We start from the raw sequence: 16,941 nt of genomic DNA on the forward strand, positions 1-16,941 counted from the left end.
GACCATCGAGGCGCGGTCTACGGGGCTGATACAGGTTACTGACGACAGGTGGGCGTAATGGAGTATCGGCGGTTGTGTGCGGGGGCGTTGGCGCTCGCGATATCCGGGCAGGTTTCGGCGCAGGACACCGCCAAGCAGACCCCCGGCAGCACCGCCACCGACACGCAGCATCGCCCCCGCGCCGGCGTTCGCCGCGACAGCGATCTGTCTCCCTCCGCACTGACCGCCGATACGCAGCGCACGCCGCCGCCCGGGCTGTTCGCCGACTGGTTCGATATCCGCAAGAAGCTGGCGGATCGCGGCATTGGGCTGAGCGCACGCTATGCCTCGGAAAGCGGCTATAATTTTTCGGGTGGCGACCGTAAATTGCTCCGCGAGACCGGCCAGTTCGACGTCGGCGTGCTGCTCGATCTCGACAAGGTCGTCGGGCTGCAGGGCGGTGCGTTCCAGGCGACGGTGACCTATCGCCGTGGCCGCGACCTCGGTGCCGACGCCAATCTCGGCGTGCTGCAACAGGTGCAGGAGGTCTATGGCCGCGGCCAGACGCTGCGCCTCACGCAATTCTGGTACGAGCAGAAACTGGGCGAAAAGCTCGAGCTCAAGATCGGCCGGACGAACCCCGGCGAGGATTTCGCGGTATTCTCCTGCTATTTCCAGAATCTCAGCTTCTGCGGCGCGCAGCCGGGCAATCTGGTCGGCGATTACTGGCAGAACTGGCCGGTCGGGCAATGGGGCGCGCGGCTGCGCTACGACGTGAACGACCACCTCACGCTGAAGACCGCGATGTATGAAGTGAACCCGCGCAACCTGGAGAAGGACTTCGTGATCGGCCGGTTCCACGGCGCGACCGGCGCGCTGATCCCGGTCGAGGCCGAATGGCGGCGCGGCGACGATGACGGCCGGGTCGGCGCGTACAAGGTCGGCGGCTGGGTCAACACGTCGAACGGCGACGACGTGTATTACGACGTGAACCGCCAGCCGATCGCGATCACCGGGCTGAACCCGCTGCGGCGCAGCGCGCGCTACGGCGTATATTTCAACGTCCAGCAGCAGATCACGGGCACGTCGAAGGACGGCAAGTCGGTCACCGGGCTCAGCGTGTTCCTCAACGCGACCCAAGCCGATCGCGCGACCTCGACCACCGATAACCAGATCGCGGCGGGGCTGTTCTACAAGGGGTTAGTGCCGTGGCGACCGGGCGACATCCTCGGCTTCGGCGTCGCGCGGACCAATGTGAACGGGCGCGTCGCGAAGGGGCAGGCGCTCGATCCGACGCGGCCGGCGGTGCAGGATGCCGAATATGCGTCGGAGATTTATTACAGCGTGCACCCGACCCGGTGGCTGGAATTGCGGCCGAACGTGCAGGTCATCCATAATCCGGGCGGCGTCCGTGACGCCCGCGATGTCGGCGTGCTCGGGTTGAAGGGGGCGATCACGCTGTAGGGGGCGGTCTTCGCGCCCTCCCCGTCATCCTGACGAAGTACCGAATTCAGTGGCGGTTCAAGCGCGGGGCGGCAATTGTCCGCGCTTCAAGGAGATTTCGATGTTCAATACCCGCCCCGCGGTGATCGCGACGATCGCCGCCCTCTCGGTCGCCGCCATGCCGACGCCGATCGCCGCCCAGGCGACCGGCGATCTCGCCGCCGTCCAGAAGCATCTCCAATCGGTCGAGACGATGACCGCGAATTTTTCGCAGGCGGATCGCAACGGCAAGGTGCTGACCGGCGTGCTGACGCTGAAGAAGCCCGGCAAGCTGCGCTTCCAATATGAGAAGGGCGTGCCGATCCTGATCGTCGCGGAGGGCGGCGCGCTGACCTTCATCGACTATTCGGTGAAGCAGGTGCAGCGCTGGCCGATCAAGAACTCGCCGCTGGGCGTGCTGCTAGACCCGACGCGCGACATCACGCGCTATGCCAAACTCGTTCCCGGCTATGACCAGCGGATCGTGTCGGTCGAGGCGAACGATCCCAAGCACCCCGAATATGGCCGGATCACGCTGGTGTTCGTGCGCAATGCCGGCGCGCCGGGCGGGCTGATGCTGCAGGGCTGGGTCGCGCTCGACAGCCAGAACAACCGGACGACGATCCGCCTGACCAACCAGAAGTTCGGCGAGGCGGTCAGTGACAACACCTTCCGCTGGAACGACCCGCGCCGCACGAATGGAAGAAAGTAACAGAACCTCGCGCTCATTCATGCAAGCGACAGGTTCCGATCTCTAGAGGGTGGCTCGCGGATGTGAGGCATTCGGGATTTTTCCCCCTGTTGCCCGGATGGTTTCCCCACATCCCGCCTGCGTGACGAACGCTGAGTTGGCCCTCGCTCCATGCCCCCGGAGCGAGGGTCTTTCGCGTAGAGCGGCCGGTCAAAAGCACTTTGCCTGTGTCGCTCAAGCGCGGCCGGCGAGCCTTGGCTCGGTCGACGACAGCGGCTCTGCCGATGGCGCCTTCTACCTTCCTACGAAGCGGTCCACGCTTGCTTGTCCCGCCCCCTGCGCGACGCTACATCGCGGCTGTGAAAATCGCCTCCTGGAACATTAACTCGGTCCGGTTTCGGATCGCCATCGTCGAACAGTTTCTGCGCGACGAGCAGCCCGACATCCTTTGCCTGCAGGAAACCAAGGTCATCGACGGCGACTTCCCGTTCGAGGCGTTCCGCGCGCTGGGCTATGAACACATCGTCCTGCACGGCCAGCGGATGCACCACGGCGTCGCGATTCTCAGCCGCGTGGCCTTAGTCGAAGACGACCGGTTCGACTGGCAGGCGAACAGCGAGGCGCGCCATGTCGGCGTCCGGCTTCCCAACGGCGTTCGGCTCGAGAATGTCTACATTCCTGCGGGCGGTGACGTGCCCGACCGCGAGGCGAACCCCAAATTCGGCCAGAAGCTCGATTTCCTCGAGCGGATGACGACCTGGTCGGAGACGCTCGCGGGGCCATCGATCTTGGTCGGCGATTTCAACATCGCGCCGCTCGAATCGGACGTGTGGAGCCACAAGCAGTTGCTCGACGTCGTCAGCCATACGCCGATCGAGGTCGAAGCGCTCGCACGGTTGCAGGCGGCGGGCGACTGGGTCGATCTCGGTCGCCGCTTTCATCCGGCGCCCGCGCGGCTCTACACCTGGTGGAGCTACCGCGCAAAGGACTGGGAAGCGTCGGATCGCGGGCGGCGGCTCGATCACATGTGGGCGACCGGTACGGCCGCGGAGGCGGCGGTGGAGCACCATGTGTATGAGCGGTGCCGCAGCTGGCTCAAGCCGTCCGACCACATCCCGATCCTGACCGAGTTCGCGTTTTGAGCGATCCGCGTGCTGCGGCCCGCGCGGTGGACGCGTTGCGGCGCGGGTGGCCGATCGCGATCGACGGGCTGGTCCTGCTCGCGGTCGAGACGGCGGATCCGACGCGGCTGGCGGCGTTCGATCCGGACGCGACGGGTGGCGTGCTGATCTCGTCGGGGCGTGCTGCGACGTTGAAGCTGGCGAACCAGCTCGCCGCGGCGGATCCGACCGAGCCCGTGCTGGTCGATCGCGCGCCTTGGATCGACTTTGCCGCGGCGACGGCGCTGGCCGATCCGCAGTTCGACCTGGCGACGCCGATGAAGGGGCCGTTCCGGACGATCCCGGTGGCCAATTCCGAGGCGGCCGCGGCAGCGCTGCGGCTCGCGCGGATCGCCGGGCTGCTGCCAGCCTTCTTCCTCGGCACCGGCGAGCCCGAGGTCGCGATCGCGCGCGCCGACATCGACGCGCATGAGGACGCGGCCCGCCTGACGCTCGCGACGCGCGCGCGGCTGCCGGTCGAGGGCGCGGAGGATGCGGAGATCGTCGCATTCCGCAGCCCCGAAAGCGGCGACGAGCATATCGCGTTGCTGATCGGCCAACCCAATGGCGAGCCGCCGCTGGTCCGGCTGCATAGCGAGTGCCTGACGGGCGACGTGCTCGGCAGCCTGAAATGCGATTGCGGGCCGCAGCTGCACGCCGCGATTCACGCGATTCGCGACAGTGGTTGGGGCATCCTGCTCTACCTGCGGCAGGAAGGGCGCGGGATCGGGCTGGTCAACAAGCTGCGCGCCTATGCGTTGCAGGACCAGGGCTATGATACGGTCGATGCGAACACGCGGCTGGGCTTTGCGGTCGATGCGCGCGATTTCGGCGTGGCGGCGCGGATGCTGACTTTGCTCGGGCAGCGCGACGTGCGGTTGCTGACGAACAACCCGGCCAAGGTCGCCGGGCTGGCGGCGGCGGGTGTGACGGTGATCGAGCGCGTGCCGCATTTCCTGCCATCCAATCCGCATAACGCGCAGTATCTCGCGACGAAACGCGATCGCACGGGGCACCAGTTCTGACCGACATTTCTCCTTCCAGACGCCTGATCGTCGTGTTCGGCGCGGCGGTCCGTCCCGACGGCAGCCCGAGCCCGACGCTCGCGCGGCGGATCGCATTCGCGGCGGCGGCGGCGGCGCGCTATGTCGATGCGGACCTGTTCTGCTCGGGCGCCAAGGGGACGCACGGGCCGTCCGAGGCGTCGGTGATGGCGGACATGCTGGCCGAGACGGTCGACCGGTCGCGGATCCATCTCGACGAGGCGAGCGTCGATACGTTGCAGAGCGTGGTCGCCGCGACCGCGTTCGCGCGTGCGGGCGACTATGCGCAGTGCATGATCTGTACCGACGGCTATCACCAGCCGCGGATCCGCATGCTGTTCACGATGCTGGGGATGCCCGCGAGCGCGATCCATGTGCCGCATGGGGGGAGCCGTCGGTATCAGCTGAAGATGCGGACTCGAGAGGCGGCGGCGATTCCGTATGACCTGGTCGCGGGGATCGGGGCGATCTGGCGGCGCAAGCGGGGCTAACCGCCACCGCGGACGCGTTGCGTTTGCGTCGTCCTCAAGCCAGCACCTCCCCGGCGAAGGCCGGGGTCCAGTTGGGAAGGCCGATGTAACGAAGGTCCGTCCGCCGTTTTTGCCGTTCCCCGACTGGACCCCGGCCTTCGCCGGGGGGGTAGCTATCACTGGCTGGCTTGTCCCCGACGTCAAGAACCGGGGCGAGCTTATCCCAGCAGTCGCGCGACGTCGTCGAAGCTGTCGGCCAGCGCGTCGACGCCGATCGCCTTCAGTCGTGCGCCATGGTCTACGTTGCAATGAGAGCCGGCGGACAGGCCGATGACATAGCCGCCAGACGCCACCGCGCCGGTCGCGCCGACGGGCGAATCCTCGAGGATCGCGGTCCGTGCGATGTCGACGCCGAGCTGGCGCGCGCCGAACAGGTACAGGTCGGGCGCGGGCTTGCCGTTCGTCACATGTTCGCGGCCGCTGTAGAGATGATCGCCGAACGCGTCGCGCAGGCCGATATGCTCGAGATGCCGCGCGATCCAGCTGACCGGGCTCGACGAGACGATCGCCTTGGGCAGGTCGGCGGGGAGCGACCGGACGAACGCCACCGCCCCCTCGATCGCGTCGACGCCCGCGGCCATGACACGCGCGTCCTCGGCCTGCCGTGCGGCGTAGAACTCGTCGGGCAGCGGCCGGTCGATCCAGCGCTCGATCGCGTCGATGAACTGCGGCCCGGCGAGCCCCATGAAGTTCGCCATCGACTCCTCGGCGGTGGTCGGATGCCCGGCGGCAGTGAGCCACTCCGCAATGTGGCGGTTGCCGACCGCTTCGCTGTCGATCAGGACGCCGTCGAAGTCGAACAGCAGCGCGTCGAATTTCATGCCGCGACGCCCCGAGCACCGAACAGCGCGCTGCCGATGCGGACATGCGTCGCGCCGATCGTCACCGCGGTCTCGAAATCGTCGGACATCCCCATGCTGAGCCCGGTCAGCCCGTGGTCGCGTGCGAGCTTGGCGAGGAGCGCGAAATAGGGTGCCGGCTCGATATCGGCGGGCGGCAGGCACATGAGGCCGGCGATCGGCAGCCCGGCGGCGCGCGCCTTTCCGAGCAGCGCGGGCAGCTCGGCGATCGCGCAACCGCCCTTTTGCGGTTCGTCGCCGATATTGACCTGGAGGAAACAGTCGGGGCGACGATCGCCCGCGGCCATCGCCTTGCCCAGCGCCTCGACCAGCGAGGGGCGATCGACCGCGTGGATGCAGTCGAACAGCGCCACCGCCTCCGCCGCCTTGTTCGACTGGAGCTGGCCGATCAAATGGAGTTCGACGCCGGGATAGGCCGCGCGCAGGGCGGGCCATTTCTCCGCCGCCTCCTGAACGCGGTTCTCGCCGAACACGCGCTGGCCCTGTTCGAGCAGCGGCACGATCGCGGCGGCGGGGTGCGTCTTGGAAACCGCGATGAGCGTGACGTCGGTCACGCGGCGATCGGCGATGTCGGCGGCCTTGGCGATCCGCGTGCGGATGGACTCGAGCGGCGTGGTGTCGTCAGATGTCATGGCCCGCGCTATAGGCAGCGACGTGCCGGTTCGAAAGCCCATCCCCGAACGCTGGTTGATGACCGACGAGCGGATGGGCGACGCCTTGTGGCCCGCGCTCCGGCGATTGCCGCCCGGATCCGGCGTGGTGTTTCGGCATTACGCAACCCCGGCGGCGGCGCGACGCGGGCTGCTGCGGCGTGTTCGACGGCTGGCGCACGCGCGGCGGCTAGTGCTGGTGGTGGCCGGAATCTCTGCGATTCGCGCCGACGGCGTTCATGGTGGTGCACGCACATGCGGGATCAGGACGTGGCCGGCACATTGCCGGACCGAAGCCCTGGCAGGCCTGCGCGCGAGTGCCGATGCGCTGTTCGTGTCGCCCGTCTACGCCACGCGATCGCATGACGGCGCGGCCGGGTTGGGTCCGGCGCGGACGATGCGGATCGCGCGCGGGCTTGGCATGACGGTCATTGCGCTCGGCGGGATGGACGCGGCGCGGTGGCGGCGGATCCGACGGTTCGGGTTCCACGGCTGGGCCGCGATCGACGCGTGGATCCGCTAGGGTCGGGCGAGGCCGTCGGCTGCTAGCGGCGAGCCCCCCTCCCCCGTCATCCCAGCGGACGCTGGGATCTTGGCGTTTGACGGGTGTCGCGAGCCACGAGAAATACCCCAGCTTTTGCCGGGGTGACGAGTTGTTTCGCTGGCGCGACGGGATAGGGTGAAGTGACGCGGGATCGCTCTGTGGCCGGCATACTCTCGGCAAGCCACCGTCACAGCGTTTAGAAGCGGAAGGCGGTGCCCAGATACACGGCCTGGCTGTCGCGGCGATCGTCGTCGACCTTCACGAAGCGCTCGCGGTCCGAGCGATAGCGGACGCCGGCGGTCACGGCCAGGTTGCGCGTCAGCGAATAGGAGCCGCCGAGATCGACCGAGTAGCTCGGCATTTCCTCGATCAGGTGCGGCGTGTTCGCCAGCGGACGATCGGCCGCAGCCTTGACGGTGCCACTGAACCGCTTGGCGCTGTAGCTGATCGCCAGATCGGCCGCCTGACGGCTGCCTGGCAGACCGCCGAGATCGAGCTTGTTCACGTCACCCGAGATCGCGAACCGCTTCCAGCCAACCGACATGCCGAGGCTGTAGGCGATCGGCGCGATGCCGACGGTCGGCGTCGTCGAGGCGAGGCTGGCCGTATTGGCGATGCCGCGGTTGGTCTGCGCACGGACCGCGACGGTCACCGCGCGGTTGTCCTGCCGCGTTTCGGCAGGCGTGAAGCGGAAGCTGCCGGCGTCGAAGCCACCGCGCGCGAACATCGCGGCAAGGCGGGGGTCGGCGGCGGCGGGCGTGAACGAGCCGATACCGCGCACGGCGGCAACATTACGCTTGGCGATGCGCGCGGGCTGTTCGCTGGCGCCGAACGCGGGCGCGACGATCGCGGCGGTGGCGACAAGCGCCCCGGCAATCACCCCGACTATTCCCCCACGCGTCATCACAACGAATCTGTCCTTCGAATCCCGTAATCGGATCCTGTTAAACAGCACCTAACATGAATTGATCCATAGCAAAGGTCGCAGGCCTGCGCATTCTCCCCCTTCGTCACCGAATTGTCCGACAGTGTTGCAATCAGCACACAGATTGCCGCGTTAGCGCTGCCGATCGCAGCGTGTTCCGCTGCCCAAGCGGTACCCGCCCGGGCGCTCGTCAGCCGATGCGGGCGTCTGCTTGCGGGCGCGCGGGCACGCCTGTAGAGCAAGGGCTGATTTTCTTGCCAGGATGATGCCCATGTTCCGCCGCTCGCGTATCGCAGTCGTGCTGTTTGCCCTGCCCCTCGTCGCATGCGGCGGCGGTTCCGCGCGTCCGAAGGCGGATCTTGCCGCGTCGAAGATCACGACGATCGGCGTCAACAGCTATCTGTGGCGCGCGAGCCTCGATACGCTCGGCTTCATGCCGCTGCTCCAGACCGATTCCAATGGCGGCGTGATCGTGACCGACTGGTACATCAACCCGCAGACCCCAACCGAGCGGATGAAGGTGACGGTGTCGATCCTCGATCAGGATCTGCGCGCCGATGCGCTGCGCGTGGCTGCGTTGCGTGAAGTGAACCTGCGCGGCCAGTGGGTGTCGTCGCCGGTCCAGGCTGCGACCACGCAGAAGCTTGAGGATATCATCCTCACCAAGGCCCGCGACCTGCGTCGCGCCTCGATCGCGGGCTGAGGACAGACTCATGGCGTCGCGTTTCAATGCGTTGAAGGCGGACGCGGCGTGGCAGAAGGTCTGGGACGAGCGCAAGACGTTCGCCGCCGACGATTCTTCGACCAAGCCGCGCTCGTACGTGCTCGAGATGTTCCCCTATCCGTCGGGGCGCATCCATATGGGGCATGTCCGGAACTACACGATGGGGGACGTGCTCGCGCGGTTCCGTCGGATGAAGGGCATGGAAGTGCTCCATCCGATGGGCTGGGACGCGTTCGGCATGCCTGCTGAGAATGCGGCGATGGAAAAGGGCGTGCATCCGGGCACTTGGACGCGCGCCAACATCGCGACGATGAAGGCGCAGCTGAAGCGCCTCGGCTTCGCGCTCGACTGGACGCGCGAACTGGCGACGTGCGAGCCCGACTATTACGGGCATGAGCAGGCGCTGTTCCTCGACCTGTTCGCGGCGGGGCTCGTCTACCGCAAGGAATCGGCGGTCAACTGGGATCCGGTCGACATGACCGTGCTTGCCAACGAGCAGGTGATCGACGGGCGCGGCTGGCGCTCCGGCGCGCTGGTCGAGCGGCGCAAGCTGTCGCAGTGGTTCCTGAAGATCACCGACTTCGCCGACGAGCTGGTCGACGGTCTCGGCGCGCTCGAGCATTGGCCCGACAAGGTCAAGCTGATGCAGGAGAACTGGATCGGCCGCAGCCAGGGGTTGCAGTTCAAGTTCGCGCTCGCGGGCAATGCGACCGGCATCGAGTCGGTCGAAGTGTTCACGACTCGCCCCGACACGATGTTCGGATCGAGCTTCGTCGCTGTGGCCGCGGATCATCCGATCGCACGCGCGATCGCCGAGACGAACTCCGATGCGGCCGCGTTCATCGAACTGTGCAAGCGTGGCGGCACCACCGCGGCCGAGCTCGATACGCAGGAGAAGCTGGGCTTCGACACCGGTATCCGCGCGACGCATCCGCTCGACAAGAGCTGGGAACTCCCCGTCTACATCGCGAACTTCGTGCTGATGGAATACGGCACGGGCGCCGTGTTTGGCGTGCCCGCGCATGACCAGCGCGATCTCGATTTCGCGCGCAAATACGACCTGCCGGTCAAGCGCGTCGTCAGCGAAGGCGATGACGCGGCCCCCGTATTCGTCGGCGACACCGCCTGGACGGGTGCCGGCAATCTGGTGAACTCGCACTTCCTCGACGGGATGGACATCGAGGACGCCAAGCGCACCGTGATCGAGCGCGCCGAGGGCGAAGGCTGGGGCAAGGGCACGACCGTGTTCCGCCTGCGCGACTGGGGCGTCAGCCGCCAGCGCTATTGGGGCACGCCGATCCCGATCATCCACTGCGACGCGTGCGGCGCAGTGCCGGTGCCCAAGGACCAGCTGCCGATCGTGCTGCCCGAGGACGTGTCGTTCGACATCCCCGGCAACCCGCTCGATCGCCATCCGACGTGGAAGCACGTCCCCTGCCCTGCTTGCGGCGCCGACGCGCGGCGCGAGACCGATACGCTCGACACGTTCGTCGATTCGTCGTGGTATTTCATCCGCTTCGCCAGTCAGCCCGACGCGAAACCGTTCGACCGGACGGGCGCGGAGAAGTGGCTGCCGGTCAACCAGTATATCGGCGGCGTCGAGCATGCGATCCTGCATCTGCTCTACGCGCGCTTCTGGACGCGCGCGCTCAAGCATATCGGCATGCTCGACATCGCCGAGCCGTTCGCCGGGCTGTTCACGCAAGGCATGGTCACGCACGAGACGTACAAGTCGGCGGACGGCCGCTGGCTCGGCCCCGACGACGTGCGCGACGGCATCGAGATCGCGACGGGTGACGCGATCACCGTGGGTCGCATCGAGAAGATGTCGAAGTCGAAGAAGAACGTGGTCGATCCCGAGCCGATCGTCGACCAATATGGCGCCGACGCGGTGCGCTGGTTCGTGCTCTCCGACTCGCCCCCCGAGCGCGATCTCCCCTGGGGCGAATCGGGCATCGAAGGCGCCTGGCGGTTCGTGCAGCGTCTCTGGCGGCTGATCGAGTCCGACGACGTGGCGAAAGCCGAAGGTGAAGACGTCGCGTTGCGTAAGCTATGCCATCGCACTACGGTCGGTATCGAGAACGATATCAATGCCTTGCAGTTCAACAAGGCCGTCGCTCGGCTCTATTCTCTTTGCAGCGCGATCGAGAAGGCAGCACCCTCCGCGGATCGCGAAGAGGCGGTCCGGATGCTGCTGCTGCTCGTCAGCCCGATGGTGCCGCACGTCGCCGAGGAAGCCTGGGCGACCGCGGGGAATGACGGCCTGATCGCCGACGCTGCCTGGCCGATCGTCGATCCGGCGCTGCTGGTGGACGATGAGGTCACGATCGCGGTGCAGGTCAACGGCAAGCTGCGTGATACGCTGGTGTTTCCCAAGGGCGCACCCAAGGACGAGGTCGAGGCCGCCGCGCTCGCTTCGGAGAAGATCGTCCGCCTGCTCGAGGGCAAAGCGCCCCGGAAAGTGATCGTCGTGCCCGACCGTCTCGTGAACATCGTCGCATGAAGCAGCTGGCGATCCTCGGCGCGCTGGCGCTGGCACCGCTCTTGTCCGGCTGCGGGCTGCATCCGCTCTATGCGGGGGGCAGCAGCGGTCCGGTCGCGGGCGCGCTCGGCCAGGTCGAGATCGCGCCGATCGCGGGCAAGAACGGCTGGCTGATGGCGACGGCTCTCAGAGATCGCCTGCCCTCGAACGGCGCGCCGGCGCTGTACCGGATCGATATCCGCCTCGACGACCAGATTAGCGGGCTCGGCGTGCGGACCGACGACAGCGTCTCGCGCGAACGCCGGACACTGCGCGCGCGCTATCAGCTGGTACGGATCGGCGACGGCTCGGTTCTGCTCGACGCCACCGCGGGCTCGGATGCCGGCATCGACGTCGTCCGCTCCGAATATGCGACGATCGCGGCGGAGAACACTGCGCTCGAACGCCTGTCGCAGATCGTCGCCGACCAGATCGTCGCGCGCATCGCGCTGTACGCGCGCAATACGCCTGCCGTCGGCGCGGCGCAGGGCACCGCGCCGGCGAAGTGAAGGCGTCCGCGGGCCAGATTCGCGGTGCGCTGGCCAAACCGGGTGCGGAGATCCGCCTGTACCTGCTGCACGGCCCCGACGAAGCCGGCGCAAGCGACCTTGCGCGCCTGCTCGCCAAGGCGATGGGGGCGGATGCCGAGCGCGTCGATCTCGACGGCGCGACGCTCAAAAGTGATCCCGGCCGGCTGACCGACGAGGCCGCGTCGCTGTCGCTGTTCGCGGGGGCGCGGTTCGTCCGCGTCGCCTCGGCGGGCGAGGAGAGCCTGGAGGCGTTCACCAATTTGTTGGCCGCCGAACGCGTCGGCAACCCCGTCGTCGCGATCGCACCGAGCGTCAAATCGACCGCGAAGATCGTCAAGCTCGCGATCGACTCGCCGCGCGCGATGGCGTTCGCCTGCTACGCCCCGACCGCGCAGGATGCGGAGCGGCTGGCGACGACGATCGCGAGCGAGAACGGGCTGCGCCCTGTCCCCGGCGTCGCGCGACGGCTGGTCGACACGACCGGCGGGGATCGCGCGGTCATTTCTCGCGAGATCGAGAAGCTGGCGCTCTACCTCGACGCCGCCCCCGATCGGCCGGCGGACCTCGATCATCACGCGCTCGACGCGGTCGGCGCCGACCTCGGCGATGCGGAGATGAGCCGCGCGATCGATGCGGTGATCGAGGGACGCGTCGACGATCTCGGCGCCGAACTGGCTGTCCTCGACGAGGCAGGGACATCGCCGATCCCGTGGCTCCGCCAACTCGTCCGCCGCCTCATCGCGCTGGCCGACATGCGCGGCGAGGTCGACCGTGGCGAAGCGGTCGACGTCGTGATGAAGCGCCACAGAGTGTTCTTCAAGGAAGAGGCGAGCACCGCACGCTCGCTGCGCCGCTGGTCGCCCGTCATGCTCGCAACCGCGATCCAGCGTGTCCGGACCGCAGAGCGCGCCATCATGGCGTCGGGGAATGCCGGCGGGGTTGTAGCCGAGGCCGCCATCGTCGCGCTGTCGCAGGCGATAGCACGGCGCAACTGACGCCTCCGCTTCCTAAACCCTTAGTCCCAATCCCCCGTTCGTCCTGAGCGAAGTCGAGGGATGGTCCCGCACGCAGGTGCTTCGACTTCGCTCAGCACGAACGGGAGGGGGATTGGTCCGGGCTCGCCCGCGACCTAGATCGCCCCGCCCGTCAGCCGCTGACACACCATGTCGAGCTGATCCAACGTCGAATAGCTGAGGGTCAGCGTGCCGCCCGTCTCGGTATGCGCGACGCGCACCTGCAGCCCCAGCAAATCCGCCAGCTGCCGCTCGAGCGCCGCGATATCCGCGTCGGGGATCCGCGCCTCGGCCGGCTTGCCGCTGCGGCTCCGGCCAGGCTTCGCATCGCGTGCAAGCTTCTCGGTTTCGCGCACCGACAATCCGCGCGCGACGACCTGATCCGCCAGCGTCTCGACGTCGGGCGACCCGAGCAACGCGCGCGCATGGCCCATCGACAGCGATCCATCGACGACCTGCGACTGGACCTGCGCGGGCAGCTCGAGCAGGCGCAGCAGGTTCGCGACATGGCTGCGCGACTTGTGGACGATCTTGGCGAGCACCTCCTGCGTGTGGCCATATTCGCCGGCCAACCGCTGATAGGCCTGTGCCTCTTCGATCGCGTTGAGATCCTCGCGCTGGATGTTCTCGATCAGCGCGATTTCGAGCGTCTCGGCGTCGTCGAAGTCGCGAACGACGACCGGCACCTCGTGCAGCCGCGCGCGCTGCGCCGCGCGCCAGCGCCGCTCGCCCGCGACGATCTGATAGTCGTGACCATGCGGCCGGACGACGATCGGCTGGATCAGCCCGCGCGACGCGATCGACGCCGCAAGTTCGTCGAGCATCGCCTCGTCGAAATGCCGGCGCGGCTGATCGGGATGTGGCGACAGCGAACTGACCGGGAGCATCCGGACGCCCGACGATTGCGGCGCTGACGCCCCATCGGCCGACACCGGTGCCTCGCGTGCCATCTCGCCGAGCAGCGCGTTGAGGCCCCTGCCCAGCCCCGGGCGGCCGCGCTTGTTCTCGCTCATGCCGCGGCCTGCGCGGTAGCGGGCAATCGACCGATCAGCTCACGCGCCAGCGCGATATACGCCTGCGACCCCGAGCACCGGTGATCGTAGATCAACGCGGGCAACCCATGGCTCGGCGCCTCCGACAGCCGCACGTTACGCGGGATCACCGTTTCGAACACCACTTTCCCCAAGACAGCACGGACGTCGGCCGAGACCTGGTCGGTCAGCCGGTTGCGCCGATCGAACATCGTCAGCGCGACACCCAGGATCGACAAGCCCGGATTGAACCGCTGGCGGATCCTCTCGACCGTGCTCAACAACTGCGACAACCCCTCGAGCGCGAAAAACTCGCACTGCAACGGCACAAGCAACGAGTCCGCCGCGACCATCGCGTTGATCGTCAGCAGGCCGAGCGACGGCGGGCAATCGATCAGCGCGATGTCCCACGGCCCCTGCGCCGCCTTCACCGCGCGATCGAGCCGGTGCGTGCGCGCATCGAAATCGACCAGCTCGATCTCGGCCCCCGACAGGTCGACCGTCGCCGGCACGATATCGAGCCGCGGAACGCGCGTATGCACCACCGCCTCTTCGATCGAGGTCTCGCCGACGAGGACGTCGTAGCTCGAGCGTTCGCGCTGCGAATGGCCGATGCCGAGCCCGGTCGATGCGTTGCCCTGTGGATCGAGATCGACCAGCAGAACGCGCATGCCCGTCGCCGCCAGCGCGGTCGCGAGATTGATGGCGCTGGTGGTCTTGCCCACCCCACCCTTTTGATTGGCGACCGCGATGGTGATCATCGCGCGCTCACCGTATCCAGCACCACGATCGACGACTCCGGGTTCGTGACGCTTTGTTTCACGTGGAACATAAACCGCCAATGCTGCTTGAGCGCGGCCAGCTCTTCCTCATCGAAACGCCCCCGAGGAAGCAGCCACCGCGTCTCCTTTGTGGCGCAGTGCGCCGCGCCACGCAAAAGGTTTTGCAGCGATGCGACCGCGCGCGCGGAAATGATCACGGCGTCGGCGGTGGCGTTCTCGACCTTCGACGCGTGGACGCGGACCTGCCCACCGAGCCCGAGCCGGGCGACGCAGAGCTGGAGGAAGTCCGTCCGGCGACGGCGCGGCTCGACGAGATCGACCGGGCCATCGCGCACGAGCGCGACGACCATGCCGGGAAAGCCCCCGCCTGTGCCGATATCGAGCCAGCGTTTCGCGCCCGTGTCGGCGCCCGCGAGCGGGACGAGCTGGAGCGAGTCGACGACGTGGCGGTCCCAGATCGTCGGGATCGTCGACGGCGCGATCAGATTCTGATTCGGTGTTTCCGCGACGACCATGTCGACGAACGCCGCCAATCGCTCGGTGGCTTGGAGCCCGAAACGGTCGGTGACCCAGGCCTTTGCGTCGTCTTCGGTCATGCGGGGACTCGTTTCGTATGCAATAGGACCGCCGACAACGCGGCGGGCGTGATCCCGCGGACGCGGGCGGCAGCCGCCAGCGAGGTCGGGCGGGCGGCGCTCAGGCGATCGATCATCTCGTTCGACAGGCCGGGTATGCGATCATAGGCCAAATCCTCGGGGAGGCGGATCGCCTCGTCGGCACGCAGCCGCGCGACCTCCTGCGCCTGCCGTTCAATATACGGCGCGTAGCGGGCGTCCTCTAAGACTTCGTCAACGACCGCGGTCGGAATGGCAGTGGCGGCATCCGGCGCGACATGCGCGAGCGTCACGCCGTCGAACCGCAGCCAGTCGAACGCCGTCCGCCGTGCGCCGTCACGGCCGATGCCCGCCCCCAGGTCGGCGACATGGGTCGCGGTGCGTTCGCAGTCGAGCGAGGATCGGAAGCGGGCGCGATGCTCAGCCAGCGCGTGCTGGTGCGCGAGACGCTCCGAACCGAGGCATCCAGCCGCTTCGGCAATGCCGCCAAGCCGCGTCTCGGCATTGTCCGCCCGCAGCGACAACCGGAACTCGGCGCGCGCGGTGAGCATACGATAGGGCTCTGTCACGCCCTGGAGCGTGAGGTCGTCGATCATGACGCCCAGATAGCTCGACGCGCGATCGAGGATCACGGGCGCCAGGTCGCACGCATAGGCCGCGGCGTTGAGCCCGGCGACGAGCCCCTGCCCGGCCGCTTCCTCATACCCCGTCGTCCCGTTGATCTGGCCAGCGCAGAACACGCCGTCGATCGCGCCCAGCGCCAGCCTTGTGTCGAGCGCGCGCGGATCGATATGGTCATACTCGACCGCATAGCCCGGCATCGTCACGCCCACGCGTTCGAGACCGGGGATGCTCGCCAGCATCGCGGCCTGGACCTCGACCGGGAGCGAGGTCGACAGCCCGTTCGGATAGACCGTCGCGTCGTCGAGCCCTTCGGGTTCGAGGAAGACTTGGTGTCCGTCGCGGTCGCCGAAGCGATGGACCTTGTCCTCGATCGACGGGCAATAGCGGGGCCCGGCTGCCTCGATCGCGCCAGTGAACAGCGGCGACCGATGGAACGCCTCGCGGATGATCGCGTGCGTCCGGTCGGTCGTGCGCGTGATGGCGCAGGCGATCTGCGGGAGCGGACGCGCGTGCGTCATCGGCGACATCGTCCAGGGATCAACATCCGACGGCTGCTCGGCAAGCGCGCCCCAGTCGATCGTGCGACCGTCGAGCCGGGGCGGTGTCCCCGTCTTCAGCCGCGCCATCGGCAGGTCGCGTGCGCGAAGCTGGTCGGCGAGTGGCTTGGCCGCGCGCTCGCCGATGCGACCGCCCTCTTCGCGGTCGTCGCCGCGGAAGATGCGGCCGCCAAGAAACGTGCCCGTCGCCAACACGACTGCGCGCGCCTTGATGATCGCACCGTCCGCCAGCACGACGCCCGCCATGCGATCGCCCTCGAAATGGAGCGCGATGGCCTCCCCTTCGACGATCGACAGCCCCGCGGTCGCCGCCAGCATCGTCTGGATCGCCTGCGCATAGAGCCGGCGATCAGCCTGGATCCGCGGCCCCTGGACCGCCGATCCCTTGCTGCGATTGAGCATGCGGTAGTGGATCGCGGCGGCGTCTGCGGCGCGTCCGATCAATCCGTCGAACGCGTCGACTTCGCGAACCATATGCCCTTTGCCGAGCCCGCCGATCGCAGGATTGCAGGACATGGCGCCAATATGCCGCGCGTCGAATGACACGAGCGCGGTGCGCGCGCCCCTGCGCGCCGCCGCGGCTGCGGCTTCGGTTCCGGCATGGCCACCGCCAACCACCACTACATCGAACATGCCACCGCCCTAGAACGGCGCAGGGAGCGCGTCAAAGATGTTCCACGT

General features: G+C 67.7%; 17 protein-coding genes. 10 read left to right on the forward strand and 7 right to left on the reverse strand.

What is annotated here, in order from left to right; genetic code table 11:
- The first annotated feature begins 57 nt into the window (after positions 1-57).
- The 5 genes from ASE88_RS07575 to ASE88_RS07595 all read left to right on the forward strand — a co-directional run bounded on the left by ASE88_RS07575 (position 58) and on the right by ASE88_RS07595 (position 4,846).
- Positions 58-1,443 (forward strand): carbohydrate porin, encoded by a 1,386-nt coding sequence (locus ASE88_RS07575; protein ID WP_082466382.1) that lies wholly within the window; start codon positions 58-60, stop codon positions 1,441-1,443.
- Between the two features lie 100 nt (positions 1,444-1,543).
- A complete protein-coding gene (locus ASE88_RS07580; protein ID WP_056477309.1) occupies positions 1,544-2,173 on the forward strand; it encodes a LolA family protein in 630 nt (209 codons plus the stop codon).
- 338 nt (positions 2,174-2,511) lie between these two features.
- On the forward strand, positions 2,512-3,294 hold the full coding sequence (locus tag ASE88_RS07585) for an exodeoxyribonuclease III (RefSeq protein ID WP_056477312.1): 783 nt from the start codon (positions 2,512-2,514) through the stop codon (positions 3,292-3,294).
- Complete coding sequence (ribA, locus tag ASE88_RS07590) at positions 3,291-4,337, forward strand: GTP cyclohydrolase II (RefSeq protein WP_055874961.1); 1,047 nt, start codon at positions 3,291-3,293, stop codon at positions 4,335-4,337. The genes ASE88_RS07585 and ribA overlap by 4 nt, the downstream gene beginning before the upstream one ends.
- A 32-nt stretch (positions 4,338-4,369) precedes the next feature.
- Positions 4,370-4,846: a YdcF family protein gene (locus ASE88_RS07595; protein WP_055874958.1), complete on the forward strand. Its 477-nt coding sequence runs from the start codon at positions 4,370-4,372 to the stop codon at positions 4,844-4,846.
- Positions 4,847-5,043: 197 nt separating this feature from the next.
- Here the strand turns inward: ASE88_RS07595 and ASE88_RS07600 are convergent, their stop codons facing one another.
- Positions 5,044-5,706, reverse strand: coding sequence for an HAD family hydrolase (locus ASE88_RS07600; protein ID WP_055874955.1), 663 nt, complete (start codon positions 5,704-5,706; stop codon positions 5,044-5,046).
- On the reverse strand, positions 5,703-6,377 hold the full coding sequence (locus tag ASE88_RS07605) for a YggS family pyridoxal phosphate-dependent enzyme (protein ID WP_056477315.1): 675 nt from the start codon (positions 6,375-6,377) through the stop codon (positions 5,703-5,705). Before ASE88_RS07605 ends, ASE88_RS07600 begins: the two co-directional genes overlap by 4 nt.
- Before the next feature lie 22 nt (positions 6,378-6,399).
- Between ASE88_RS07605 and ASE88_RS07610 the strand changes: the two genes are divergently transcribed.
- Positions 6,400-6,918, forward strand: a complete 519-nt coding sequence (locus ASE88_RS07610) for a thiamine phosphate synthase (RefSeq protein WP_235527872.1) — start codon at positions 6,400-6,402, stop codon at positions 6,916-6,918.
- Positions 6,919-7,135: 217 nt separating this feature from the next.
- Here the strand turns inward: ASE88_RS07610 and ASE88_RS07615 are convergent, their stop codons facing one another.
- Positions 7,136-7,843, reverse strand: coding sequence for a hypothetical protein (locus ASE88_RS07615; protein WP_200910229.1), 708 nt, complete (start codon positions 7,841-7,843; stop codon positions 7,136-7,138).
- Positions 7,844-8,135: 292 nt separating this feature from the next.
- Between ASE88_RS07615 and ASE88_RS07620 the strand changes: the two genes are divergently transcribed.
- Genes ASE88_RS07620 through holA form a run of 4 tightly spaced genes read left to right on the forward strand, consistent with a single transcriptional unit; the run spans position 8,136 to position 12,634 of the window.
- A complete protein-coding gene (locus ASE88_RS07620; protein WP_056479223.1) occupies positions 8,136-8,567 on the forward strand; it encodes a DUF3576 domain-containing protein in 432 nt (143 codons plus the stop codon).
- A 10-nt stretch (positions 8,568-8,577) separates the two neighbouring features.
- The gene (gene leuS, locus ASE88_RS07625) at positions 8,578-11,091 is read left to right on the forward strand and encodes a leucine--tRNA ligase (protein ID WP_056477321.1); all 2,514 of its coding nucleotides are present in this window, start codon (positions 8,578-8,580) and stop codon (positions 11,089-11,091) included.
- On the forward strand, positions 11,088-11,618 hold the full coding sequence (gene lptE, locus ASE88_RS07630) for an LPS assembly lipoprotein LptE (RefSeq protein WP_056477325.1): 531 nt from the start codon (positions 11,088-11,090) through the stop codon (positions 11,616-11,618). The genes leuS and lptE overlap by 4 nt, the downstream gene beginning before the upstream one ends.
- Entirely contained in the window at positions 11,615-12,634 is a 1,020-nt protein-coding gene (gene holA, locus ASE88_RS07635; protein ID WP_056477328.1) for a DNA polymerase III subunit delta, read from the forward strand. The genes lptE and holA overlap by 4 nt, the downstream gene beginning before the upstream one ends.
- A gap of 134 nt (positions 12,635-12,768) precedes the next feature.
- Here holA and ASE88_RS07640 read toward each other — a convergent pair whose 3' ends face one another.
- Genes ASE88_RS07640 through mnmG form a run of 4 tightly spaced genes read right to left on the reverse strand, consistent with a single transcriptional unit; the run spans position 12,769 to position 16,893 of the window.
- Entirely contained in the window at positions 12,769-13,665 is an 897-nt protein-coding gene (locus ASE88_RS07640) for a ParB/RepB/Spo0J family partition protein (protein ID WP_056477331.1), read from the reverse strand.
- Positions 13,662-14,444: a ParA family protein gene (locus tag ASE88_RS07645; RefSeq protein WP_055874932.1), complete on the reverse strand. Its 783-nt coding sequence runs from the start codon at positions 14,442-14,444 to the stop codon at positions 13,662-13,664. Before ASE88_RS07645 ends, ASE88_RS07640 begins: the two co-directional genes overlap by 4 nt.
- The gene (gene rsmG, locus ASE88_RS07650; RefSeq protein WP_235527873.1) at positions 14,441-14,998 is read right to left on the reverse strand and encodes a 16S rRNA (guanine(527)-N(7))-methyltransferase RsmG; all 558 of its coding nucleotides are present in this window, start codon (positions 14,996-14,998) and stop codon (positions 14,441-14,443) included. Before rsmG ends, ASE88_RS07645 begins: the two co-directional genes overlap by 4 nt.
- Positions 14,999-15,057: 59 nt before the next feature.
- Positions 15,058-16,893: a tRNA uridine-5-carboxymethylaminomethyl(34) synthesis enzyme MnmG gene (gene mnmG / locus ASE88_RS07655; protein WP_056477339.1), complete on the reverse strand. Its 1,836-nt coding sequence runs from the start codon at positions 16,891-16,893 to the stop codon at positions 15,058-15,060.
- Positions 16,894-16,941 lie beyond the last annotated feature (48 nt).

It is taken from the genome of Sphingomonas sp. Leaf38, from assembly GCF_001421825.1.
Taxonomy (GTDB): Bacteria; Pseudomonadota; Alphaproteobacteria; order Sphingomonadales; family Sphingomonadaceae; genus Sphingomonas.

Excerpts from the sequence above, each read along its gene's own strand:
- ASE88_RS07575 (WP_082466382.1), top strand. The coding sequence starts at position 58 with ATGGAGTATCGGCGGTTGTGTGCGGGGGCGTTGGCGCTCGCGATATCC.
- ASE88_RS07580 (WP_056477309.1), top strand. The coding sequence starts at position 1,544 with ATGTTCAATACCCGCCCCGCGGTGATCGCGACGATCGCCGCCCTCTCG.
- ASE88_RS07600 (WP_055874955.1), bottom strand. The coding sequence starts at position 5,706 with ATGAAATTCGACGCGCTGCTGTTCGACTTCGACGGCGTCCTGATCGAC.
- ASE88_RS07605 (WP_056477315.1), bottom strand. The coding sequence starts at position 6,377 with ATGACATCTGACGACACCACGCCGCTCGAGTCCATCCGCACGCGGATC.
- ASE88_RS07615 (WP_200910229.1), bottom strand. The coding sequence starts at position 7,843 with ATGACGCGTGGGGGAATAGTCGGGGTGATTGCCGGGGCGCTTGTCGCC.
- ASE88_RS07620 (WP_056479223.1), top strand. The coding sequence starts at position 8,136 with ATGTTCCGCCGCTCGCGTATCGCAGTCGTGCTGTTTGCCCTGCCCCTC.
- leuS (WP_056477321.1), top strand. The coding sequence starts at position 8,578 with ATGGCGTCGCGTTTCAATGCGTTGAAGGCGGACGCGGCGTGGCAGAAG.
- lptE (WP_056477325.1), top strand. The coding sequence starts at position 11,088 with ATGAAGCAGCTGGCGATCCTCGGCGCGCTGGCGCTGGCACCGCTCTTG.
- ASE88_RS07640 (WP_056477331.1), bottom strand. The coding sequence starts at position 13,665 with ATGAGCGAGAACAAGCGCGGCCGCCCGGGGCTGGGCAGGGGCCTCAAC.
- ASE88_RS07645 (WP_055874932.1), bottom strand. The coding sequence starts at position 14,444 with ATGATCACCATCGCGGTCGCCAATCAAAAGGGTGGGGTGGGCAAGACC.
- mnmG (WP_056477339.1), bottom strand. The coding sequence starts at position 16,893 with ATGTTCGATGTAGTGGTGGTTGGCGGTGGCCATGCCGGAACCGAAGCC.